The sequence below is a fragment of the Deltaproteobacteria bacterium genome (assembly GCA_022340465.1).
Taxonomy (GTDB): Bacteria; Desulfobacterota; Desulfobacteria; order Desulfobacterales; family B30-G6; genus JAJDNW01.
In genome coordinates, this window is record JAJDNW010000130.1 from 1 (window position 1) to 18,183 (window position 18,183).

Annotated in this window: 14 protein-coding genes; 8 read left to right on the forward strand and 6 right to left on the reverse strand. The window is 54.8% G+C overall.

All coding sequences use genetic code 11. The annotated features are described in order from the left end of the window. The first annotated feature begins 531 nt into the window (after nucleotides 1-531). Together LJE94_17270 and truA are read left to right on the forward strand one after the other, a co-directional pair. Nucleotides 532-1,443 (forward strand): AEC family transporter, encoded by a 912-nt coding sequence (locus LJE94_17270; GenBank protein MCG6911852.1) that lies wholly within the window; start codon nucleotides 532-534, stop codon nucleotides 1,441-1,443. Then, nucleotides 1,440-2,177, forward strand: a complete 738-nt coding sequence (gene truA, locus LJE94_17275; GenBank protein MCG6911853.1) for a tRNA pseudouridine(38-40) synthase TruA — start codon at nucleotides 1,440-1,442, stop codon at nucleotides 2,175-2,177. Before LJE94_17270 ends, truA begins: the two co-directional genes overlap by 4 nt. A 72-nt stretch (nucleotides 2,178-2,249) precedes the next feature. Here truA and LJE94_17280 read toward each other — a convergent pair whose 3' ends face one another. The 3 genes from LJE94_17280 to LJE94_17290 form a co-directional block, all read right to left on the reverse strand. Further along, nucleotides 2,250-4,049, reverse strand: coding sequence for a chloride channel protein (locus LJE94_17280; GenBank protein ID MCG6911854.1), 1,800 nt, complete (start codon nucleotides 4,047-4,049; stop codon nucleotides 2,250-2,252). Between the two features lie 28 nt (nucleotides 4,050-4,077). Next, nucleotides 4,078-5,394, reverse strand: a complete 1,317-nt coding sequence (locus LJE94_17285) for an aminotransferase class I/II-fold pyridoxal phosphate-dependent enzyme (GenBank protein ID MCG6911855.1) — start codon at nucleotides 5,392-5,394, stop codon at nucleotides 4,078-4,080. Between the two features lie 302 nt (nucleotides 5,395-5,696). After that, nucleotides 5,697-5,975: a PxxKW family cysteine-rich protein gene (locus tag LJE94_17290; GenBank protein MCG6911856.1), complete on the reverse strand. Its 279-nt coding sequence runs from the start codon at nucleotides 5,973-5,975 to the stop codon at nucleotides 5,697-5,699. Between the two features lie 336 nt (nucleotides 5,976-6,311). On the opposite strand from LJE94_17290, the gene LJE94_17295 reads away from it, so the two are divergent. Together LJE94_17295 and LJE94_17300 are read left to right on the forward strand one after the other, a co-directional pair. Further along, complete coding sequence (locus tag LJE94_17295; protein MCG6911857.1) at nucleotides 6,312-7,304, forward strand: KpsF/GutQ family sugar-phosphate isomerase; 993 nt, start codon at nucleotides 6,312-6,314, stop codon at nucleotides 7,302-7,304. Beyond that, a complete protein-coding gene (locus LJE94_17300) occupies nucleotides 7,301-8,608 on the forward strand; it encodes an ATP-dependent 6-phosphofructokinase (GenBank protein ID MCG6911858.1) in 1,308 nt (435 codons plus the stop codon). The genes LJE94_17295 and LJE94_17300 overlap by 4 nt, the downstream gene beginning before the upstream one ends. Nucleotides 8,609-8,756: 148 nt before the next feature. On the opposite strand, the gene LJE94_17305 is transcribed toward LJE94_17300, so the two are convergent. Continuing rightward, the gene (locus tag LJE94_17305) at nucleotides 8,757-10,847 is read right to left on the reverse strand and encodes a penicillin-binding protein activator (protein ID MCG6911859.1); all 2,091 of its coding nucleotides are present in this window, start codon (nucleotides 10,845-10,847) and stop codon (nucleotides 8,757-8,759) included. 359 nt (nucleotides 10,848-11,206) lie between these two features. Here LJE94_17305 and LJE94_17310 point away from each other — a divergent pair, with 359 nt between their 5' ends. Further along, complete coding sequence (locus tag LJE94_17310; GenBank protein MCG6911860.1) at nucleotides 11,207-12,502, forward strand: class II fructose-bisphosphate aldolase; 1,296 nt, start codon at nucleotides 11,207-11,209, stop codon at nucleotides 12,500-12,502. Nucleotides 12,503-12,606: 104 nt separating this feature from the next. Here LJE94_17310 and mazG read toward each other — a convergent pair whose 3' ends face one another. Further along, on the reverse strand, nucleotides 12,607-13,419 hold the full coding sequence (mazG, locus tag LJE94_17315; protein MCG6911861.1) for a nucleoside triphosphate pyrophosphohydrolase: 813 nt from the start codon (nucleotides 13,417-13,419) through the stop codon (nucleotides 12,607-12,609). Further along, the gene (locus tag LJE94_17320) at nucleotides 13,404-13,928 is read right to left on the reverse strand and encodes a CvpA family protein (GenBank protein ID MCG6911862.1); all 525 of its coding nucleotides are present in this window, start codon (nucleotides 13,926-13,928) and stop codon (nucleotides 13,404-13,406) included. The genes mazG and LJE94_17320 overlap by 16 nt, the downstream gene beginning before the upstream one ends. A 384-nt stretch (nucleotides 13,929-14,312) precedes the next feature. Between LJE94_17320 and LJE94_17325 the strand changes: the two genes are divergently transcribed. The 3 genes from LJE94_17325 to ybeY are packed head-to-tail and all read left to right on the forward strand — an operon-like array spanning nucleotide 14,313 to nucleotide 18,076. Continuing rightward, nucleotides 14,313-15,290, forward strand: coding sequence for a PhoH family protein (locus LJE94_17325; GenBank protein MCG6911863.1), 978 nt, complete (start codon nucleotides 14,313-14,315; stop codon nucleotides 15,288-15,290). 4 nt (nucleotides 15,291-15,294) lie between these two features. Continuing rightward, entirely contained in the window at nucleotides 15,295-17,736 is a 2,442-nt protein-coding gene (locus LJE94_17330) for an HDIG domain-containing protein (GenBank protein MCG6911864.1), read from the forward strand. Beyond that, nucleotides 17,636-18,076 carry an rRNA maturation RNase YbeY gene (ybeY, locus tag LJE94_17335; protein MCG6911865.1) on the forward strand — a complete coding sequence of 147 codons (441 nt, stop codon included), beginning with the start codon at nucleotides 17,636-17,638 and terminating at the stop codon, nucleotides 18,074-18,076. Before LJE94_17330 ends, ybeY begins: the two co-directional genes overlap by 101 nt. Nucleotides 18,077-18,183 lie beyond the last annotated feature (107 nt).

Consider the following 18,183-nt stretch of genomic DNA (forward strand, 5'->3'; position numbering starts at 1 on the left):
AGGATTGTGTCTATTTTACCATGTTGTTTACCCTGCGGGAAAGCCTGAGGACTTCAGATTCCGCGTTGCTGAGGGTTCGAAGTAAAACACTACGACTTCACCCTCAGACGCCTTGACGCTGAAGCCCTCAGGCTTTTGCAACGCTGGGGTTTATGCTTCGAGAGATATGCAGAGATAAAGCGGGGATAGGATTCATCACGAAAACACGAAAGAATGGAAACACGACGAGAAGAAAAAATTCGTGTTTTCATTCTTTCGTGTTTTCGTGATTGTTCTTTTATTGAAAAGTTTTCGATTTAATTAATAGAGGAGGATGTTATCGTGAATAACGCTGGATTAATATGCAGGGTCTGTGAGGGCGATCTCGGCATCCAACGCTCGTGACGCGAGATTGTGCTGCGCTGCAGGTCGTGCGGCGCCGAATACAGCCTCAAAGAAGCCCTGGAACACATGGATGAGGATTTTGAGCGGCAGGTGGGGGATGTACGCTGTGACCGCTTATAAAAGCGTGGTACACGATTTCATTTATTTATGGTTTTTTCAAGCTTATTTCCGGTGTTCGCCCTTCTTTTGCTGGGCAACCTGGCCAAACGGTTCGGTCTGACCGATGATGACTTCCTGAAGACTTCCGACCGGTTGATCTACTTCATTTTCTTTCCGGTGCTGTTGTTCTGGAAAATCGGCGGTGCGGACACCGGCGGTGGTGTCGCCTGGAATCTGTGCCTGGCAGGACTGGCCGCCATTGCCGCCGTCTACCTGGTCAGTGCGACGGCTTTGAAAATCTTCAGGGTCTCCCATTTCAAGGCGGGTACCTTTTCGCAGAGCTGCTACCGATTCAACACTTACATCGGCATGGCCGTCGTTTACAACGCCCTGGGGGACGAAGGGGTCAAGCACTTCGGGATCATGGTGGGTTTCGTCATACCGTTCATCAACGTCCTGGCTGTTTCGACGCTGATCTGGCATTCGGGTGAGCGCATGGCGCTTGAGAGCCGAATACGGATAACCCTGCGGGAGATCGTCACCAACCCGCTGATCATCGGCTGCCTGGCAGGCCTTTTGTATGCGCGTACGATCAACACCTTTCCGACTTTTCTGGACAACGCCCTCCGCCTGTCCACCGCCGTGGCCCTGCCCCTGGCGTTGCTTTCCATCGGCGGTGCGCTGACCCTTAAGAGCATGCGGGGGAACGCACTGCTGTCGGTGGTCGCCGCGGTGATCAAACTATTGATTCTGCCAGGGATCGGATATGGTATGCTCAGATGGTTCGGCGTGTCGGGAATTCCCTTCAAGGTGGGGATGATCTATTTCACCCTGCCGGCTTCGGCGTCCATCTACGTTCTTTCCGCACAGCTGAAGAGCGATACGGAACTCGCTTCCGCGGCGGTCGTGCTGTCGACGGTGCTGTCGTTTTTTTCGCTGACAATGGGGCTTCTGCTGTGAAGAACTATCTCATCACCATCGAGTACGACGGAACCGCCTATCACGGGTGGCAGCGCCAGAAAAACGATGCGACGGTGCAGGCCGAGATCGAGCGCGCACTGGCGGTAATGACCCGTGAAACGATTGTCGTGAATGGCTCCGGAAGGACGGACGCCGGTGTGCATGCCCTGGCGCAGACGGCGAATTTCAAGAGCGGTGCCGGACTGTCTCCGCAAGCCTTCAGGATGGGGCTCAACAGCCTGTTGAATGGGGACATCGTCATCAGGGACTGCCGGACGGTGGCGGACGCCTTTCATGCCCGGTATGATGCCAGGGGAAAAGTCTATCGGTACCGTATTTGGAACGACAGCCTTCCTACAGCCATCGAGCGGCGGTATGTCTGGCATATTCGCAGTGAACTGGATTTTTATGCCATGCAGAAGGCCGCTGCTTTGACAATCGGCGAACACGACTTCAGGGCGTTCGAGGGGGCCGGGAGTCCGCGGTCGACCACGGTCCGCAGGGTGACGAGGGCCGAACTGGCCAGAGATCTCTCCGGCAACATCCGTTTCACCATCGAGGCCGATGGGTTCTTGAGGTACATGGTGCGCAACATCGTCGGCACGCTCGTGGATGTCGGCCGTTCCAGGATGCGCCCGGAGGATTTTAAAACCGTTCTCGAATCCCGGGACCGGGCACAAGCCGGGGCGACGGCTCCGCCGCAGGGGTTGTATCTAGTAAAAGTGGTTTATTAGGGTTTTGTATTTGGTGCTTTGTGTCTGGTTGTTGGATGGTGAGGCAGTGGACGTTAAACACCAAACACCAACTCAACGCTGACCGTTCTGCTTCATTTTCCCGATTTTTTCGTTGTAGAAGGCAATGACTTCCCGGCGGTTCAGCATGCCGATCAATTCTCCGTGGTCCTCGTCGGCGACCACCGGAAGGCTGTCGATGTTCTTTTCGGTGAATTTTTGCAGAACCGAATTCAGATCGTCCGAAGGCGTGGTGACGATGATGTCGGAGGTGCCGATATCCTGCATTCTCACCAGGTCCTCTATTTCACTGGAAAACAGCACGCCCCTCACGTCGTTGATGGAAAAAATGGCGATAAGCTTTTCATTGCCGTCCATGACCGGGAAATAGTGCTGTTTGGTGTTGGAAAAAAATGTCTTGAATTCGCCGAAAGCCATGTCCTGGGGGATGAGGGTCACCTTTTTCACATGATCCATGAGATCCTTGACGCGGATGGCCTGAAGGATGTCCACAAAAAAATCGCCGGCGTGGGCCGGGGAGTCTATTTTGCTTTTCACCTGTTCGTGATAAATGCTCCATTTTTTTGAAGCCATGAAGGTAAGGGAGCAGACCAGAAGGCTTGGCAGCAGTAGGTGGTAGGAATTGGTCATTTCACTCACGAAGATGATCGTGGAGATCGGCGTGTTGGATACCGCCGTGAAAAAACCGGCCATGCCCACGACGACAAAAGCCCCCGGTTCGGTGACGACGTTGGGCAAAAGCCCGTGAAAGACTTTTCCCACCGCGCCGCCCATGGCGCCCCCGATGACGACGGACGGACCGAAGACGCCGCCACTGCCGCCGGATCCGATGGAAAATGACGTGGTGAAAATTTTTCCAATGGCCAGAAAGAGCAGAAAGGGGATGGTCAGTTGGTTGTCCAGGGCCATCTGCGCGAATCCGTAGCCGAAAGCGAGGGTTTGCGGCAAAAAAAAGCCGATGATACCGGTCGCCAGACCCCCGATGGCCGGTTTGACGTGGTTGGGGATTTTTATCGCCCTGAAAAGGTCCATAATGCCGTAGAACGACTTGACGTACAATACGGCGAGCCCCACGAGAATGAAAGCGAGAACGATGTAGGGGCCCAGTTCCATTGGGTTGCTGAACCTGAAATCCGCGGAATCGAAAAGAGAGCCCCATCCGAACACCAGGCAGAAAACACAGTAGGCCACCACGCTTGAAATCCCCGCCGGAATGATGACTTCGGACTCGAATTCCGGGTCGCGGTAGAGCACTTCGGCGGCAAACAGGGCGCCGGCCAGAGGGGCGCGAAAGATGCTGCCCACCCCGGCACCGATGCCGGCCGCCATCATGATCCTGCGTTCACGTTCGGACAATTTGAGTTTGGTCGCCAGAAAGGACCCGAATCCGGCGCCGATCTGGGCAATGGGGCCTTCACGCCCGCCGGATCCGCCCGTGGCCAATGTGATGGCGGAAGCGATGGTTTTGATAATGGGCACCCGGCTGCGGATGAGCCCGCCGGCCCGGTGATAGGCATCGATAGCGGCATCGGTTCCATGCCCTTCGGCTTCGGGGGCGTAGGTATAGACGATCCACCCGCTGAGCAGACCGCCGGCGGCCGGTAGCAGCAGCAGAATCCAACGGTTGAAGGGCGTGGCAGTCGGTGGCATCAGGTGATGCTCCCCGGCAGGCGCTGGCGGCCGGTAACCGGCCGCCATATCCATGAAATAGTGAATGCCGAGTTGGCAGAGATAGTGAAAAAGGACGGACCCCAATCCGGCGATCAGGCCGATGGCCACGAAATAGAACATCCACTTGCCGGCGTGGGCGATGTTGAAATTTCTGTCCTGCCCCGCCAGCCGGTTGATCCACATTTTTATAATCGAGTCATTCCGCATAAAATTAGGGCGAATTGTCAATATCGTCGACACCCTGCAACATGGTGTCGAACAGCGTCGCTATGTCTCCTTCTTCGATGCAGGAAAAAGCCACCCTGATGTTGTTTTCTCCTATGGCGATCAAGCCGACCCCGTATTTTTCGAGCAGGTGCACCCGCAATTTCTCGGCATTGACACGTTTGAGGCGGAGGCACATGAAGTATCCGGAGTTGAAGGGGTATAGGTCCCACGCATTCTTGTATTTCGGGTCTTGAAGCACGCTTTTTACCTTGAGGGCACGCGCCTTCAACACCTCGAATTTTGCCCGCTTCTCAGCAGGGAACTTTTCATTCTGCATCGATTTGAGAACGATGGACTGGCCCAGGTGGGACGCGTTGGAGATATTGCCCCGGATGCACCCGGCGGTTTTCTTTTCCAGGGCCGTGTAAACGGATTCCTCGTTGCCGCCCGCTGCCGCGCCATAGGTGATGAATCCCACCCTGAGACCCCACACGAAATTTTCCTTTGTGCAGCCGTCCAACTTTACGGCCAGAAGGCGCGGATCGCTGCCGCACAGCTTGGCAAACAACGACTCCTGCAGGGTGTCTTGTTCATAGAAAAGGCCGAAATAGGCGTCGTCGGTGACAGCGACGACATGGGTGCCTTCCCTTGCCGTATCGATGAGAATTTCCGCAATCCGGTCCCCCTCCACCTTGGTGGCAGTGTAACCGGTCGGATTGTGGGGAAAGTTGAGCAGTACGGTGATTTTGCTATGGTGTGCCGCTTCGTCCCTTACCGCCGCTTGGAAGGCCTCGGTATCGAAGGTGCCCTGATCCGTAAACATCGGATAGGTGCGGATACGGGCTCCCTTTTTCACGTTGAAGACCATGTTGTAGTTGCCCCACATCATGTCGGGCAGTATGACCACGTCGCCGGGATCGAGCCAGAGGTCGGCGAACATGCTGATGCCGTGCGTGACGCCGCACGTGACCACGGGCAGGCTGATGGCTTTCCCGGCAAGTGAACTGTTTTTTTTGTAGAGGGATGATTGCCAGATCTTGCGCAGTCCCGGGATACCGAAAGAGGGGGCGTAGGTCAGGGATTCGCTGGCCCGGATCTCTCTGATGGCCTCCATGACGGACTCGAGGTGCATGGTGTGGCCGCCCTCTTTGGCAATGCCAATGGTGGCGTTCAGCTTGTGTGCCTTTTCTTTTGCTTCTGCACTCTGGCTGAGGATGCCCTTGGGAAAGAAAAGCGCCTTGCCGATGCCGGAAAGCATTTCGATCAGGTGCGGATTCCCCGCTTCGATAATCTCATTCAATTCCCGGGCGATGGGATTCATCCTGTCTACCTCCTTGGCCATCCGGCAAGCTTGTCATCAATCTGTTTCGGTCACGCTTACCGGTAGAAGCCGAAGAATGTCAAGACCTAAGTTGAGGGTTTCACATTTTACGAATGATAAAAATAAACATGTTTTTAACGGATTCTATCTAGTTGCATTCGTAAAATTTGAAACCCTGCGGGATTTCCGGGTTCACCGCACCGGCGGTGCCGAGAGGCATCCCGCGCCGGCAGGGCCGGGTGTCATGCAATAAAAAACCCTGCTCGCCGTGCAAGCAGGGTTTGTCATTGCAGAGGATTGCATTAGCGGCTTGCGCGCTTGGATGCTTTGAGCGGATTGATTTTCTGCTTTTTCTGGGTGGAAACGGTTGAGACATGCGACGCCATGTTGCAGTTTCCGTTTTTCCACTTGAGCGCCGGATCCGGGCACGCCGAACAGTACCATCCCGAACCGTTTTCCATTTTGCGGTTGCAGCCGTCACAATTCTCTATGGTCTGATGACAAATCCCGCCGTTGTAGGAACACCCTTGTTTGGTCATGAAAGGGCATTCATTTCCTTTTCTAACCGTTGTACATTCCATTGGAATCACCCCCTAAATTTTGGTAGGTTGCATTGATAAAAAAATGGCCGGAAATATCGATCCCGGCCATGCCTTTTCCATCGACATCATTAAACGTTAGATATTAACTAATGAAAGCTAAATTGTCAAGGATTAATTTGGTGACAAGCGTACTTTCACCACAACTCCCGCGCGTGACGACAGGCGGTGATTGGGGTTTTCCGTAAAAACTGCTTGATTTTTTTACTGAATATTGTCATGGCATGATGAGCCAAAACGAATTTTTTTCCGCGCTGCAAAAGCCCGAGGTTTTGAGGCTTGAGGTCTAGCGGTAATCACAGATACAGGAGCGGGCCATTGATCATAGAGGAAGCGAAGGAAGTCTTGCGCATCGAGGCCGAGGGCCTCATGCAGTTGGTCGACAAACTGGACGACAATTTCACGGCCATGGTGCAATCTATTTACAGTACCAGCGGGCGGGTGGTGGTAGGCGGGATCGGCAAGTCAGGCATTGTCGGCAGAAAGATCGCGGCTACGCTGAACAGCACCGGTACGCGTTCCTTCTTCCTGCATCCCGTCGAGGCCATGCACGGTGATCTGGGAATGGTGGGCCCTGATGATATATTTCTGGCCCTTTCAACCAGCGGGGAGACCGACGAGCTGAATGCATTGGTCGCCAGCATACGGGGGATAGGCTGCACGGTAATCGCCTTCACGGGAAACAAGGCGTCCACCCTGGCGCAGAACAGCGATATCGTGATCGACGTGGGCGTCGAAAAGGAGGCCTGCCCGTTGGGGTTGGCGCCAACGGCCAGTTCGACGGCGCTTCTGGCCATGGGGGATGCCCTGGCCGTCACGTTGATCAACATGAAAGCGTTTACTCCGAGCGATTTCAGACGGTTTCATCCGGGTGGCGCCCTGGGGCAGCGCCTCGCGAGCCGGGTCGTCGACATGATGCTGATAGGAGAAGCCATCCCCCGGATAACGATTACGGCAACCATGGAACAGGCTATCGAAACGATCAATAGCATGGGGCTCGGGGCAACCCTTGTATGCGATGACGCCAAGAGGCTGGTGGGCATCATAACCGACGGTGACATCAGGCGATCTCTCGCACAGCGCAGGGATCTATGGTCACTGCCGGTGGGCAAGGTGATGACCGCAAACCCCAAACAGATCGGTCCGGAAACGCCGGCGTACGACGCACTGGAAATTATGGAAAAGCATGAGATCACCGTACTGCCCATCACCGGGGAGGACGGAACCGTTTGCGGGATCCTGCATCTCCACGACATTTTGGGAAAAGGCGACTTTAGATTCGAACCTAAAAAACTGGGCAGGCATTTATGATTCACGATGTGGAAGACACCCGGGTTAAAGCGCTGGGCCATGCAAAAATACCGTCTCCTCTCAGCCGGGACGAGAATTTTGTATCGGACGAAGATGGGGTAATGATCGACGCGACCTTGAAGAATATGCGGAAAGTGCTGGAAAGCGGCTCCGTGAGTCCCTGCCTGGAGGTGGCCGGCCCCAGGGAGAAGATCTATTTCGATTCCAGCAAGCTCAGGTGTGCCATCGTGACCTGCGGAGGCCTATGCCCGGGACTGAACGACATCATCCGCTCGGTGGTGCTGGAACTTTTTTTCGGGTACGGAGTCAGGAACATCTACGGCATCCGTTACGGGCTGCAGGGTTTCATTCCCAAATACAATCACGAAATCGTGGAGTTGTCTCCGGCGTCTGTCGCCAATATCCTCGAGCTGGGCGGTTCGATTCTGGGGTCGTCCAGGGGACCCCAGGATATCGATGAAATCGTCGACAGCCTGGAGAGGATGAATGTCGGCATTCTATTCATGGTCGGCGGGGATGGCACCCTCAAGGCCGCTACCCGCATTGTGGACAGCATCACGGAAAGGGAGCTTAAAATCAGCGTGGTGGGCATTCCCAAAACCATCGACAACGATATCTACCTGGTGGCCCGTTCGTTTGGATTCGAGACGGCCGTGGACGTGGCTACAGAGGCGATCAAGGGTGCTCACAACGAGTCCATCGGCTATCCCAACGGTGTCGGCCTTATCAAGCTGATGGGGCGTCATTCCGGCTTTATCGCCGCAACGGCGACGCTCGCTCAACAAGATGTCAATTTTACCCTGATTCCGGAAGTCGATTTTGACATCGAGGGCCCCGGGGGGCTGCTGGCGGCCATCGAAGAAAGGATTGCCGCCAGATCCCATGCCGTCATCGTGGTGGCGGAAGGCGCCGGGCAGAAGTTTTTCGAAAATAATGCGCGCGAGCGGGACGAGTCCGGGAATATCCGGCTGAAGGATATCGGCATTTTTTTGAAGAACCGGATAGCGGCTTATTTTTCTGAAAAAAGGATCGATATAAGCCTCAAATATATTGACCCCAGCTATATCATCCGCAGCCTTCCCGCCAATGCCAATGACCATGTCTTCTGCAGCTTTTTAGGGCGTGACGCCGTGCACGCGGGCATGGCCGGCAAGACCGGTGTGCTCATCGGTTTTTGGAACAACACCTACGTTCATCTTCCCATGATCCTCTCCGCAGGCAAACGCAAACAGGTGGCCCCCCGCGGCAAACTGTGGAGCAGCGTTCTGGAGGCCACGGGGCAGGGGAGGCTCAAGAACGACTAGCCCGCCTCTGAAAATTCTCTGCGGGGATTTAAGCTTTACGGATTTAGGTGGTGAAGCGTGAGGCGTGAGACGTTAGACCTGAAACGTGAGACTTCACCCCTGACTTGAGACCACTGACTTCCGGCCTCCGACTTCTGGTTTCTGCCTTTCAGGGTTGCCGGGCTTCCACGAAGCTGTCTCCCGTCACCTCGAGGAGAAACAGGGCCTTGACGGCATCGCCGCTGTAGTCGAAGTGTGTCCTGCCGGTGACTCCCGGGAAATTGACAAGGTTGAGGAGTTCGTCTTTGACGTGGTTTTTGAACCGGATGCCGGGCGTCCCGAGGATCTGGAAAACCATGTCGGCGGAATCATAGGTGACGGCTTCGATAAATCCGGGCGACTTGCCAAAGGCATCTTCGAAGGCTTGCACAAAACGCTTGACCTGTACAAGGCCGCTGTTCGGTGAAAATCCCTCGGTCATGACGGCACCCTGCACGTACCGGCGGGCCATTTCGAGGAGCTCGGTGGAGTGCCACAGGTTGGTGCCCAGAAGGTACACGTCGTTCACATCGTGGTAGGCCAGCTGGGGGATGATCAACCCGGCCTTGCCGGGTGCGTCGGGTATGAACACCGCCTGAAAGTCGACCACCGGTTCGGCTTCTTCGTTTCTGCTGCGTTCCTCATCCGTGGCCACCGGTCCCAGCACCGTGTCCGGTACGGTTTTGTACAGGACAGCGATCGATTTCAACTCGCGGGGGAAAAAGGGCACCACCGTGCGTGGATTGAAGTGATCCAGCCACCATGGCGTATCCTCTTCCGGCAGCATTTCAAAATCGATTTTGAGATCGTCGGGAACCGGGAAATACAGTCCCACCATCTTTTTTATGGGTACGGCAAAGTCATTCAGTTCGGGATCGTAGGAATCTATGGCCGATATCGTCCCCCCCCGGGCATCGATTTCGTCCCAGAAAAGGTTCATGTATGTCGTTCCGTAGTGCTCGCGCGGGTAGAGAATCGCGAAGCGTTTAACATTCAGTGTTTCGGTGGCATAGTCGGCCAGTGTGCGGGCCTGCATTTTAGGGGTGATGAAGTTTCTGAATACGAAATTGCCGGTTGCCGTGATGCCTTCTCGCTGGGTGAACGTCAGGATCGGAATACCGCGCGCCTGTGCCTCGAGGGCCGCCGGTTCCGACATGATCATGGGGCCCAGGATGACGGCGGCATTTTCAGCGTCCAGTTCCCGCACAGCCGCGGTCGTTTTGAACGGATCGGCCTGCGTGTCTTTCACGACCAGCCGGATACCCGGCCGGCCGCCTGCCTGGACGTGTCGCTGGTAGGCCAGTTCTATGCCCTGCAGGGCTCTTTGCCCATAGGTTCGGTAGCGGCCGCTCAGAGGCAGGAGGCAGCCCACGGTATAAGGACTGCTGATGGATTTGCTGATGATTTCATCGATCAATTCCTGTGCAGGCTGCGCCATTTCATGCTCGGGCATGGTTTTGGTGAGTTGCGTCAAGGCTTCCAGGGCGTCGTCGGTTTTGCCTTTTTCGATGCAGATTAAGCCGAAACGGTACAGGAGGTGCCCCCGCAGCAGGGGGGTTTTTACCCTTGCGAGCAGGTTCACGAGATGGACTTCGCGGAGTCCGGCCACCGCAGCTTTAACTTTTTCCAGCAGCCGTTCCTTTTCGAAATCGCCGGCCAGGCGATAAGCGGCACTGTAAAAATAAAAGGCATCTTCCGGGGTGCCGACTCCCATGTGGGCATCGCCGAGCAGAACGTATTTTCTGAGAAGCTGGCTCTCGGAGAGGTCGTTTTCGGCAATCTTAAAGGCAAAGTCGATGGCGTCGGTGTATCTTCCCTGCCGGTTGTAGATATCGAGCACTTCGATCATCGCTTCCCGCGTCAGCGGGCTTTCCGGGTAGGATTCCACCAGCGTTTGGTAGGTGGCGAGGGCCCCATCGAGATCTTCCCTGTATGTTTGAATCGATCCGATTTTGTAGAGGGCGGCATCTGCCAGGGGGCCTTCGGGATACCATTCCAGATAGGCCCTGTACTTTTCCATGGCCTCGTCGAACGATTTTTTCAGGAAGAGCTCTTCCGCCTGCGAGAAAACCGCTTCGCCGGAGAGCAGTTCGGCTCCCGGCGGCTGGGTGGGGGTGAGGATGACCGGCGGTACGGATGGCTTTGCGCAGCCCCAGATAATGAGGGATAAAAGGGAAAATAGGACGAAAAAATGAATGTTAACTAATGATTTCAGCTTCATGGCAATATCGCAGGGCGCACAAAATTTATCAAAATTGCATGCCGGGTTCGGCATGCATGCGAAGCAAAAAAACCTCAAGAATGAGATAAATTGTCATCAGATGGTGAAATTGTCAAATGAATCTCATAAATTTTCATCGGGTCTATAAACCAAAATGAGGCACAACGATTGCCGAGGAATAATACCGCCCCGGCCGTCAGGCTTTTACCTTGTTATTTGGTTATAGGTCCGATTTTCATGGTCGCTTTCGTCGCCAAATCATGATAGAAAGATTTTCACCCAAGGTGAAGGTTTCAGGAAAATTGCCGTATGGCTGTGGGTGATAAGCCGAAAAAATTAATGGTAAAGGAGGTCTGCGCATGACGACGAACAATGTTTCTGCATCACGGAATTTCGAAAGGGCGTTGGAAATCGGGCGGCCGCCTACCGTTGTGAAACTTTTTCCCAATTCGCGCGCACTGATCGTGAGTGGAAAATATATCGACCGGGCAATGCTGGCCAAGGGAAAAGCCATTGCCATGGCCGCCAACGGCAGGAACCATCTGGTGATTCGGGGCGCCCTGCAGGCGGCGCAGCGGGCGAACGCGTGTCTGATCATCGAAATTGCGCGGTCGGAGGGCGGTGCGGAGGCCTATTGTGCGGTCAATTACTGGAATATCGCCCGCCAGGTGGACGCGGTCTGCAATGAACTTGGCATAACGGTACCGGTAGCCATCCACGCCGATCATTACGGCATCAAGAAGACAGCCGATGTGGAAGCGGCCAAGGTCGAGATACCGACCCTTTTCGAAGCCGGCATGACGTCCATTGCCGTGGACGCCTCCCATCTCCCCGACGATGAGAATCTTCTGGCCAATTTGCAGCTCAACCCCTTCATCCCCACCTGGGCGGGCTTGGAAACAGAAGTCGGTGAAATAAAAGGGAAAGAGGGCCTTTCCACCGCCGGGGAAGCCCTGTTTCTCATCCAGGGGTTGAATGCGCACGGCATTTTTCCCGACTGGATCGCCTTGAACAACGGGACAACCCACGGCATCGAAGCCAGCGGCCAGGGGATCCAGGTCGGTTTGACCGCCGAGATCCACAACGCACTGTCACCCTATAACGTTTCCGGAGCCCAGCACGGGACGTCGGGGAACAACTCGGACAGGCTCAGGGAGATCGCGGCACAAACAAGAACGACAAAGGCCAATGTCGCCACCGCCCTGCAGATGATATCCTGGGGGCTGGAAGTCAATGATTACGGCAATGCCATCCTGGACCAGGACGGCAGTTTCATCAAGGTGAAGGGCGAAGGCGTCACCGAGGAGATGTGGGCGGCCATGGTCGCATATGCCCGGGACAAGGGCTTGTCCGGCGGAAACTTCAAGAAGCTGAACCTGCCTTTTGAAAACAAGCTCCTGGGTCAGCCGCAGCCTGTAAGAGGGCGGATGGTCAAGCGCGTCGAGGACTTCGTTTACGACATGCTGGTGAATGTGTTCAATGCCGCCGATACAGCCGACATCGCCCTGGAGGAAATTCTGAAGGCCGGGAGTCATGACCCGGGTCTCAAGGCCGCCGTTATGGAGGACAAGTCCGAGTGGACCGTTGAAAAAATCAGGGCCAAGGCCGCCGTGATTGACAGCGACAAGGGGCCGAAGGGCGATTTTGACGACTAAGTAAAAAAAATATTCAATAACGAATAAAGAATAATCAATGTCCAGAGGCGTAAAGGCATAGACAGTCTTGGGACGGGGGGTTCTGCAGCGAGGGCAATATTCTTTTATGTTTTAACCCGCTTGGCCCGTTCCCACAGCTCGTGCATGTCGTCATATTCGAGATCTTCGAATTTTTGTTCCATTTTGAAGGCGTGGCGTTCCATGTGGTGAAAGCGCCTTTCGAACTTGCGGATGGACGCGTCCAGGGCCGTATCCGGGTGGATGCCGGCAAAGCGGGCGACATTGGTGAGGGTAAACAGAACGTCGCCGAATTCCAGGGCGACATTTTCGCGGTTAAACCCATCGGCATCCTTTTCCAGTTCAGCCTTGAGCTCCCGCCATTCTTCCTCCGCCTGTGACATGACCCCCTCGAGGTCATTCCAATCGAAGCCTGTGCGTGCGGCCCTCGAGGAAACACGGTAGGCCCGCATGAGGGCGGGCAGGGTTTTGGGGATGGCGTCTAGCAGCGAGCCATCGCCGCGGTCAGGCTTTTCGGCCGCTTTTATCCGGCTCCAGTTCCGGCTCACATCTTCGGCAGAATCGACGGTTGCATTTCCGAATACGTGGGGGTGCCGATTGCGCATTTTCACGACATTTTTCGAGACAGCCTTCAGAACATCGAATTCTCCGTTTTCCTTGTAGATCGCTGCCAGGAAAAACAGAAGAAACATGACGTCACCAAGTTCCTCGCAGACCGCCTCTGCATCTTCCGAACGGATGGCTTCCACGAGTTCGTGAGCCTCCTCGATCAGGTAGACGGCCAGGGATTGCGGTGTCTGTTTGCGGTCCCACGGGCATCCGCCCTCACCCCTCAGTTTTTCGATTAGATGGATCAGTTTGCCGAAAGGGGGGGCTTCCGAATCTATTTGCTTTTCCAAGTCGACTGCAATTCCTTGAGTTTAAATATGAATTGTTGCTTCATCTGGTCCGGAACCACTTTGGCCATGGCTTCCGATACATGGGCCACATGGGGCGCCAGGAAAGATTGTTTGACCACGGGGGGGCCTTTGGGCAGAAAGGCGGTGAGGACAACCATCAAAATCGCGGCGATGAGGATGCCTTTGATCAGGCCAAACCCCGCGCCACAGACACGGTCGATCCAGCCCAGATGGGAAATGCTCAACAGATACTTGGTAATCACGCCGAGGATGCTGATGATGAAAAAAACAAGACAGAAGATAATGAAAAAACTCAAAATATTAGCATAGGCCACGTTGGAAAGCCATTTGGAAATGACTTTCGCCAAAAGGCCGTAATAGGTGTAGGCTGCATAATATCCGGCCAGAACCCCGATGATCGAGGATATTTCCTTTACCAAGCCTCTGAATATGCCCCTGGTCAGGCAAAAACCAACAATCACGATCATTGAAACATCGAGTACCGTCATGGCAATTATATCGTCCGCTATAGGCTCGCGTTTTTACGCGGGGAATTTATTGGTTAGAAATTATTTTATATAGTTATCGCGTAATGTTCCCTTTCTGAGCGCGTGGCGGCTTCCTTGTGCCGGCTCTCCGCAGCCCGCTCCGATCGGAAAAATGGGCCAAAATATAAAATTACCAGAGGGTGTATATTGCGTCAAGAGGTTTTCTTTTCAGACAAGGGGCGCTAATTGGCATTTGCAAAGTTGAAAAAGGGTGTGGTAGGAACAGTTCCATACCTGGGTCGAGCCTTTCGAATAAGGCTATATTCTGCAGCAAGGGAGCAGCTTTTGGACGAATTGGACAATCAAGCCGGTGCCGATGGCACCCAAAAATACAGCTTTGCTGGCATGGAGCTTGCCCGGCAGCTTTTCGGCGAGCACAACCGCCACCTACAGCTGGTGGCCGAAGCCCTGGATGTCAGCATCAACGCCAGAGGAACCGATGTGACCATCCACGGGGAAAAGATTGCCGCAGACCTCGCCGGAAACACGCTCAAGCAGCTTTACGGCCTGTTGAAAGAAGGGTATCCGGTATACGAGAACGACGTGGATTACGCCATTCGCGTGCTTTCCCGGGATCACAAGGCCAGACTCAAGGACATCTTTTTGGACACGGTATATGTCACGTCCAAAAAACGTTCGATCACCCCTAAAAGCCGCGCCCAAAAAGCTTACATAGACGCCATCCGGTCTTTTGACATCGTTTTCGGGATCGGGCCTGCGGGGACCGGCAAGACCTATCTGGCCATGGCCATGGCCGTGGCCGCACTGTCCAAAGGGATCGTGAGCCGCATTATCCTCACGCGTCCGGCAGTGGAAGCGGGGGAGGCGCTCGGCTTCCTGCCGGGAGATCTCACGGAAAAGGTCGACCCCTATCTGCGACCATTGTATGACGCCTTGCACGATATGATGCGTTTCGAAAAAGTTTCCAGTCTGCTCCAGCGCGGCATCATCGAGGTCGCCCCCATCGCCTTCATGCGCGGCAGGACCCTGAACGACTCTTTCATCATCCTGGATGAGGCCCAGAACACGACCTCCGAACAGATGAAGATGTTTCTTACCCGCATCGGTTTCAATTCCAAGGCGGTCATCACCGGAGACATCACGCAGATCGACCTGCCCGCCAGCAAGGCGTCGGGGCTTGTCGAGTCCAAGAACATTCTCCAGAAAATCGAAGGGATCAGGTTCGTCTTTTTTTCCAAGACGGATGTGGTCAGGCACAGGCTGGTCCGGGACATCATCAAGGCTTATGAAGAACTGGAAGAGAAAAAACAGGCCGCGCACGGCAAGGCTGATGACAGTCAGCCGGGAACGGGCGGTATCTGAACCGATGAGAAACAGCAAAAAGAAAAAGCGCATCGAACATTTTTTTGGACTGGAGGCATATTTCAGGTGGCTCCTCCTGGCCGTGGTGACCGGGGCAATTATTGTGGTTCTCTTTCCTAGCCTGATCATCAGCCCCCGGGGATATGTATCCGGAGATGTGGTGCTGCGGGACATAAAGGCCACCAAGGATTTCCTGTTCGAAGACAAGCAGGCCACCCAGCTGCAAAGAGCTTCGGCGGTGGAAAAGGTTCTCACCGTGTACGACCACAACACGGCGCTGGCTCCCGAGCTCGTTCAGCGGGTGGAAACATCCTTCGCGGCCATGCGCGCCGTAATCGCAGCGGTAGATTCGCCGCCAAAAGACACGGTGGAAAAAGGTGAAACAGGCAACGGGGCAAGCGAAGATGCGGCGGGCGAAAATGTCGATAACCGCCCGCACGAAAAGCAGAACCTGCACGATCTGCTGATGGCCCAGAAGCCGGCTTTTGAAAAAAATATCGGGATTGCCTTCAGCCAGGGGGCCTTTGCGATTCTGGAAAAGGAAGGCTTTTCTACCGATATTTCCGACCGCATAACCAGAATTCTGTCGGAAATTCTCGAAAACGGCGTGGTGGCCAACAAAGAACTGCTGCTTCAGGAAGCCGAAAAAGGGATCACCCTGAGAAGCATTGACGGGAAAACCGAGCGCACCGTCGTCAATCTGAAGCAGTTCTACGGTTTGGACCAGTCCAAAGTCATGGTCCGCATTGTGGGGCAGCCTATTCTTGCGGATGTCGACTACAATCTCAGGAACCTGGTGGTGGACGTGGTGCAGCGCCTGATGAATCCCAACATCACCCTCAACCGCAGCGCCACTGAAGAGCGCAAGCAAAGGGCCGCCGAGGAGGTCCAGCCGATTTTCTACAAGATCAAGGCCGGAGAAATGCTTTTGCGCGAAGGCGACAGGGTATCCGAGACCCAGTTGTTAAAACTCAAGGCCTTCGAACGCCAGACCAAGACCCAGGCGGTAGTGGCCAAAAGTGTCGGTGCGGCGATCATCATTGTATGCCTGCTGGTGGGATTGTTCATTATTCACCAGAGCAGGCTTCTCAAGGTTCCCGGAGGGATCAACAAAAACCTCCTTTTCATCGGCACCACGCTGCTGCTTGTGGTGCTCGCGGCCAAGTTTTCAGCTTCTCTCGCCGAATCCATCGCCGCCGGGACCCCCTTTTCCATTCCCGCCAGGGCCATTTTTTACGGTGTACCCCTTGCTGCGGGCGGCATGACCATCTGCCTCTTCATGGGGTTGGAGATCGCCATTCCCTTTGCCATTGTCACGGCTTTTTGCGCCGCGACGATATACCACGGACGGTTTGATACATTTATCTATTTTCTCCTCAACGGCACGCTGGCGGCGTACTGGGTTCAAAACTGCCGGGAGCGCAAGGTTTTCATCTCCGCCGGTCTCAAACTGGGAGCCTTGAATATCGTTCTGGCCATCGCATCGGAGGTGTATGCCGGCAATCTGTCGGGCAGGGTGCTTGCCTGGGGGGGCGCCTTTGCCTTTGCGGGCGGCATCGGTACGGGCGTCACGACCCTTGGCCTGGCCCCCCTGATGGAAATGATTTTTGGTTATACGACCGATATCACCTTGCTGGAACTGGCCAACCTGGACCGCCCCATTCTGAGAAAACTCATGATCGAGGCGCCCGGCACCTACCACCATTCCATGGTCGTGGGAAGCATGGTGGAAGCCGCCGCGGCGGAAATAGGCGCCAATCCACTCCTGGCCAAGGTTTGCGGCTACTACCATGACATTGGCAAAATCAGGAAACCGCTCTACTTCATCGAAAACCAGACCGACGGGGTCAACCGGCACGACAAACTGGCACCTTCCATGTCCAGTCTGATTCTGATCGCCCATGTCAAGAACGGCGTGGAGATCGCCAGGCAGAACAAACTGGGGCAGGGTATTATCGACACGATCCAGCAGCATCACGGGACGAGCCTGATCAGTTATTTTTATGAGAAGGCGCGGCAGAAAAAAGGGGACGATGCCGTGAAAATAGATGCGTTCAGGTATCCCGGACCCAGGCCGCAGACCCGTGAGGCCGGGCTGGTCATGCTGGCCGATGTCGTCGAGGCGGCCTCAAGAACGCTTGACAACCCGACCGCCTCCAGGATTCAAAAGCTGACCCAGGATCTGTTCAACAAAATATTTTCGGACGGGCAGCTGGACAACTGCGAACTTACCTTGAAGGACCTGCATAAAATAGCCAGAAGCTATTACAAGATTTTGACCGGAATCCATCATCATCGCATCGAGTACAACGAATCCGTCTCCAAACAGAACGGAAAAGAAGCCAATGGGAGTGCTGATAGACAACCGCCAGGCAACACATCCGATAAAGCTGGACAAAATCGAACGGAAGGCACAGGCCATCTTAGACGCCTTGGGATGTCCTGAAAAAGAACTTTCCATCCTGCTTGTCGACGATCCCCAGATAGCCGACCTCAATGTTACCTACCTGAACCGGGAAGGCCCGACCAACGTCATCGCCTTTCCCATGCAGGAGGGCGAGTTTGCCGGCATCACACCGGATCTTCTGGGGGATGTGGTCATATCATTAGACACGGCCGCAAGGGAAGGACTGACGGCCGGTGTCGACATGGAATCCCGCGCTGTTGAGCTTTTGGTTCACGGCGTGCTGCACCTGATGGGCTATGACCATGAGAATGACGAGCATGAAGCGCGCCGCATGGAGAGGAAAAGCGAGGACGTGCTGGCGGCGATTCGGCAGCTTTGACGGGATATTCATCTAACTATTGAGTATATCTCTCGCCCACTTCGTTAACGCACGGTAGAGGACGTAGATATTGGGATTTAGAATTTATAAGCTCCGGTTTGTCCGGA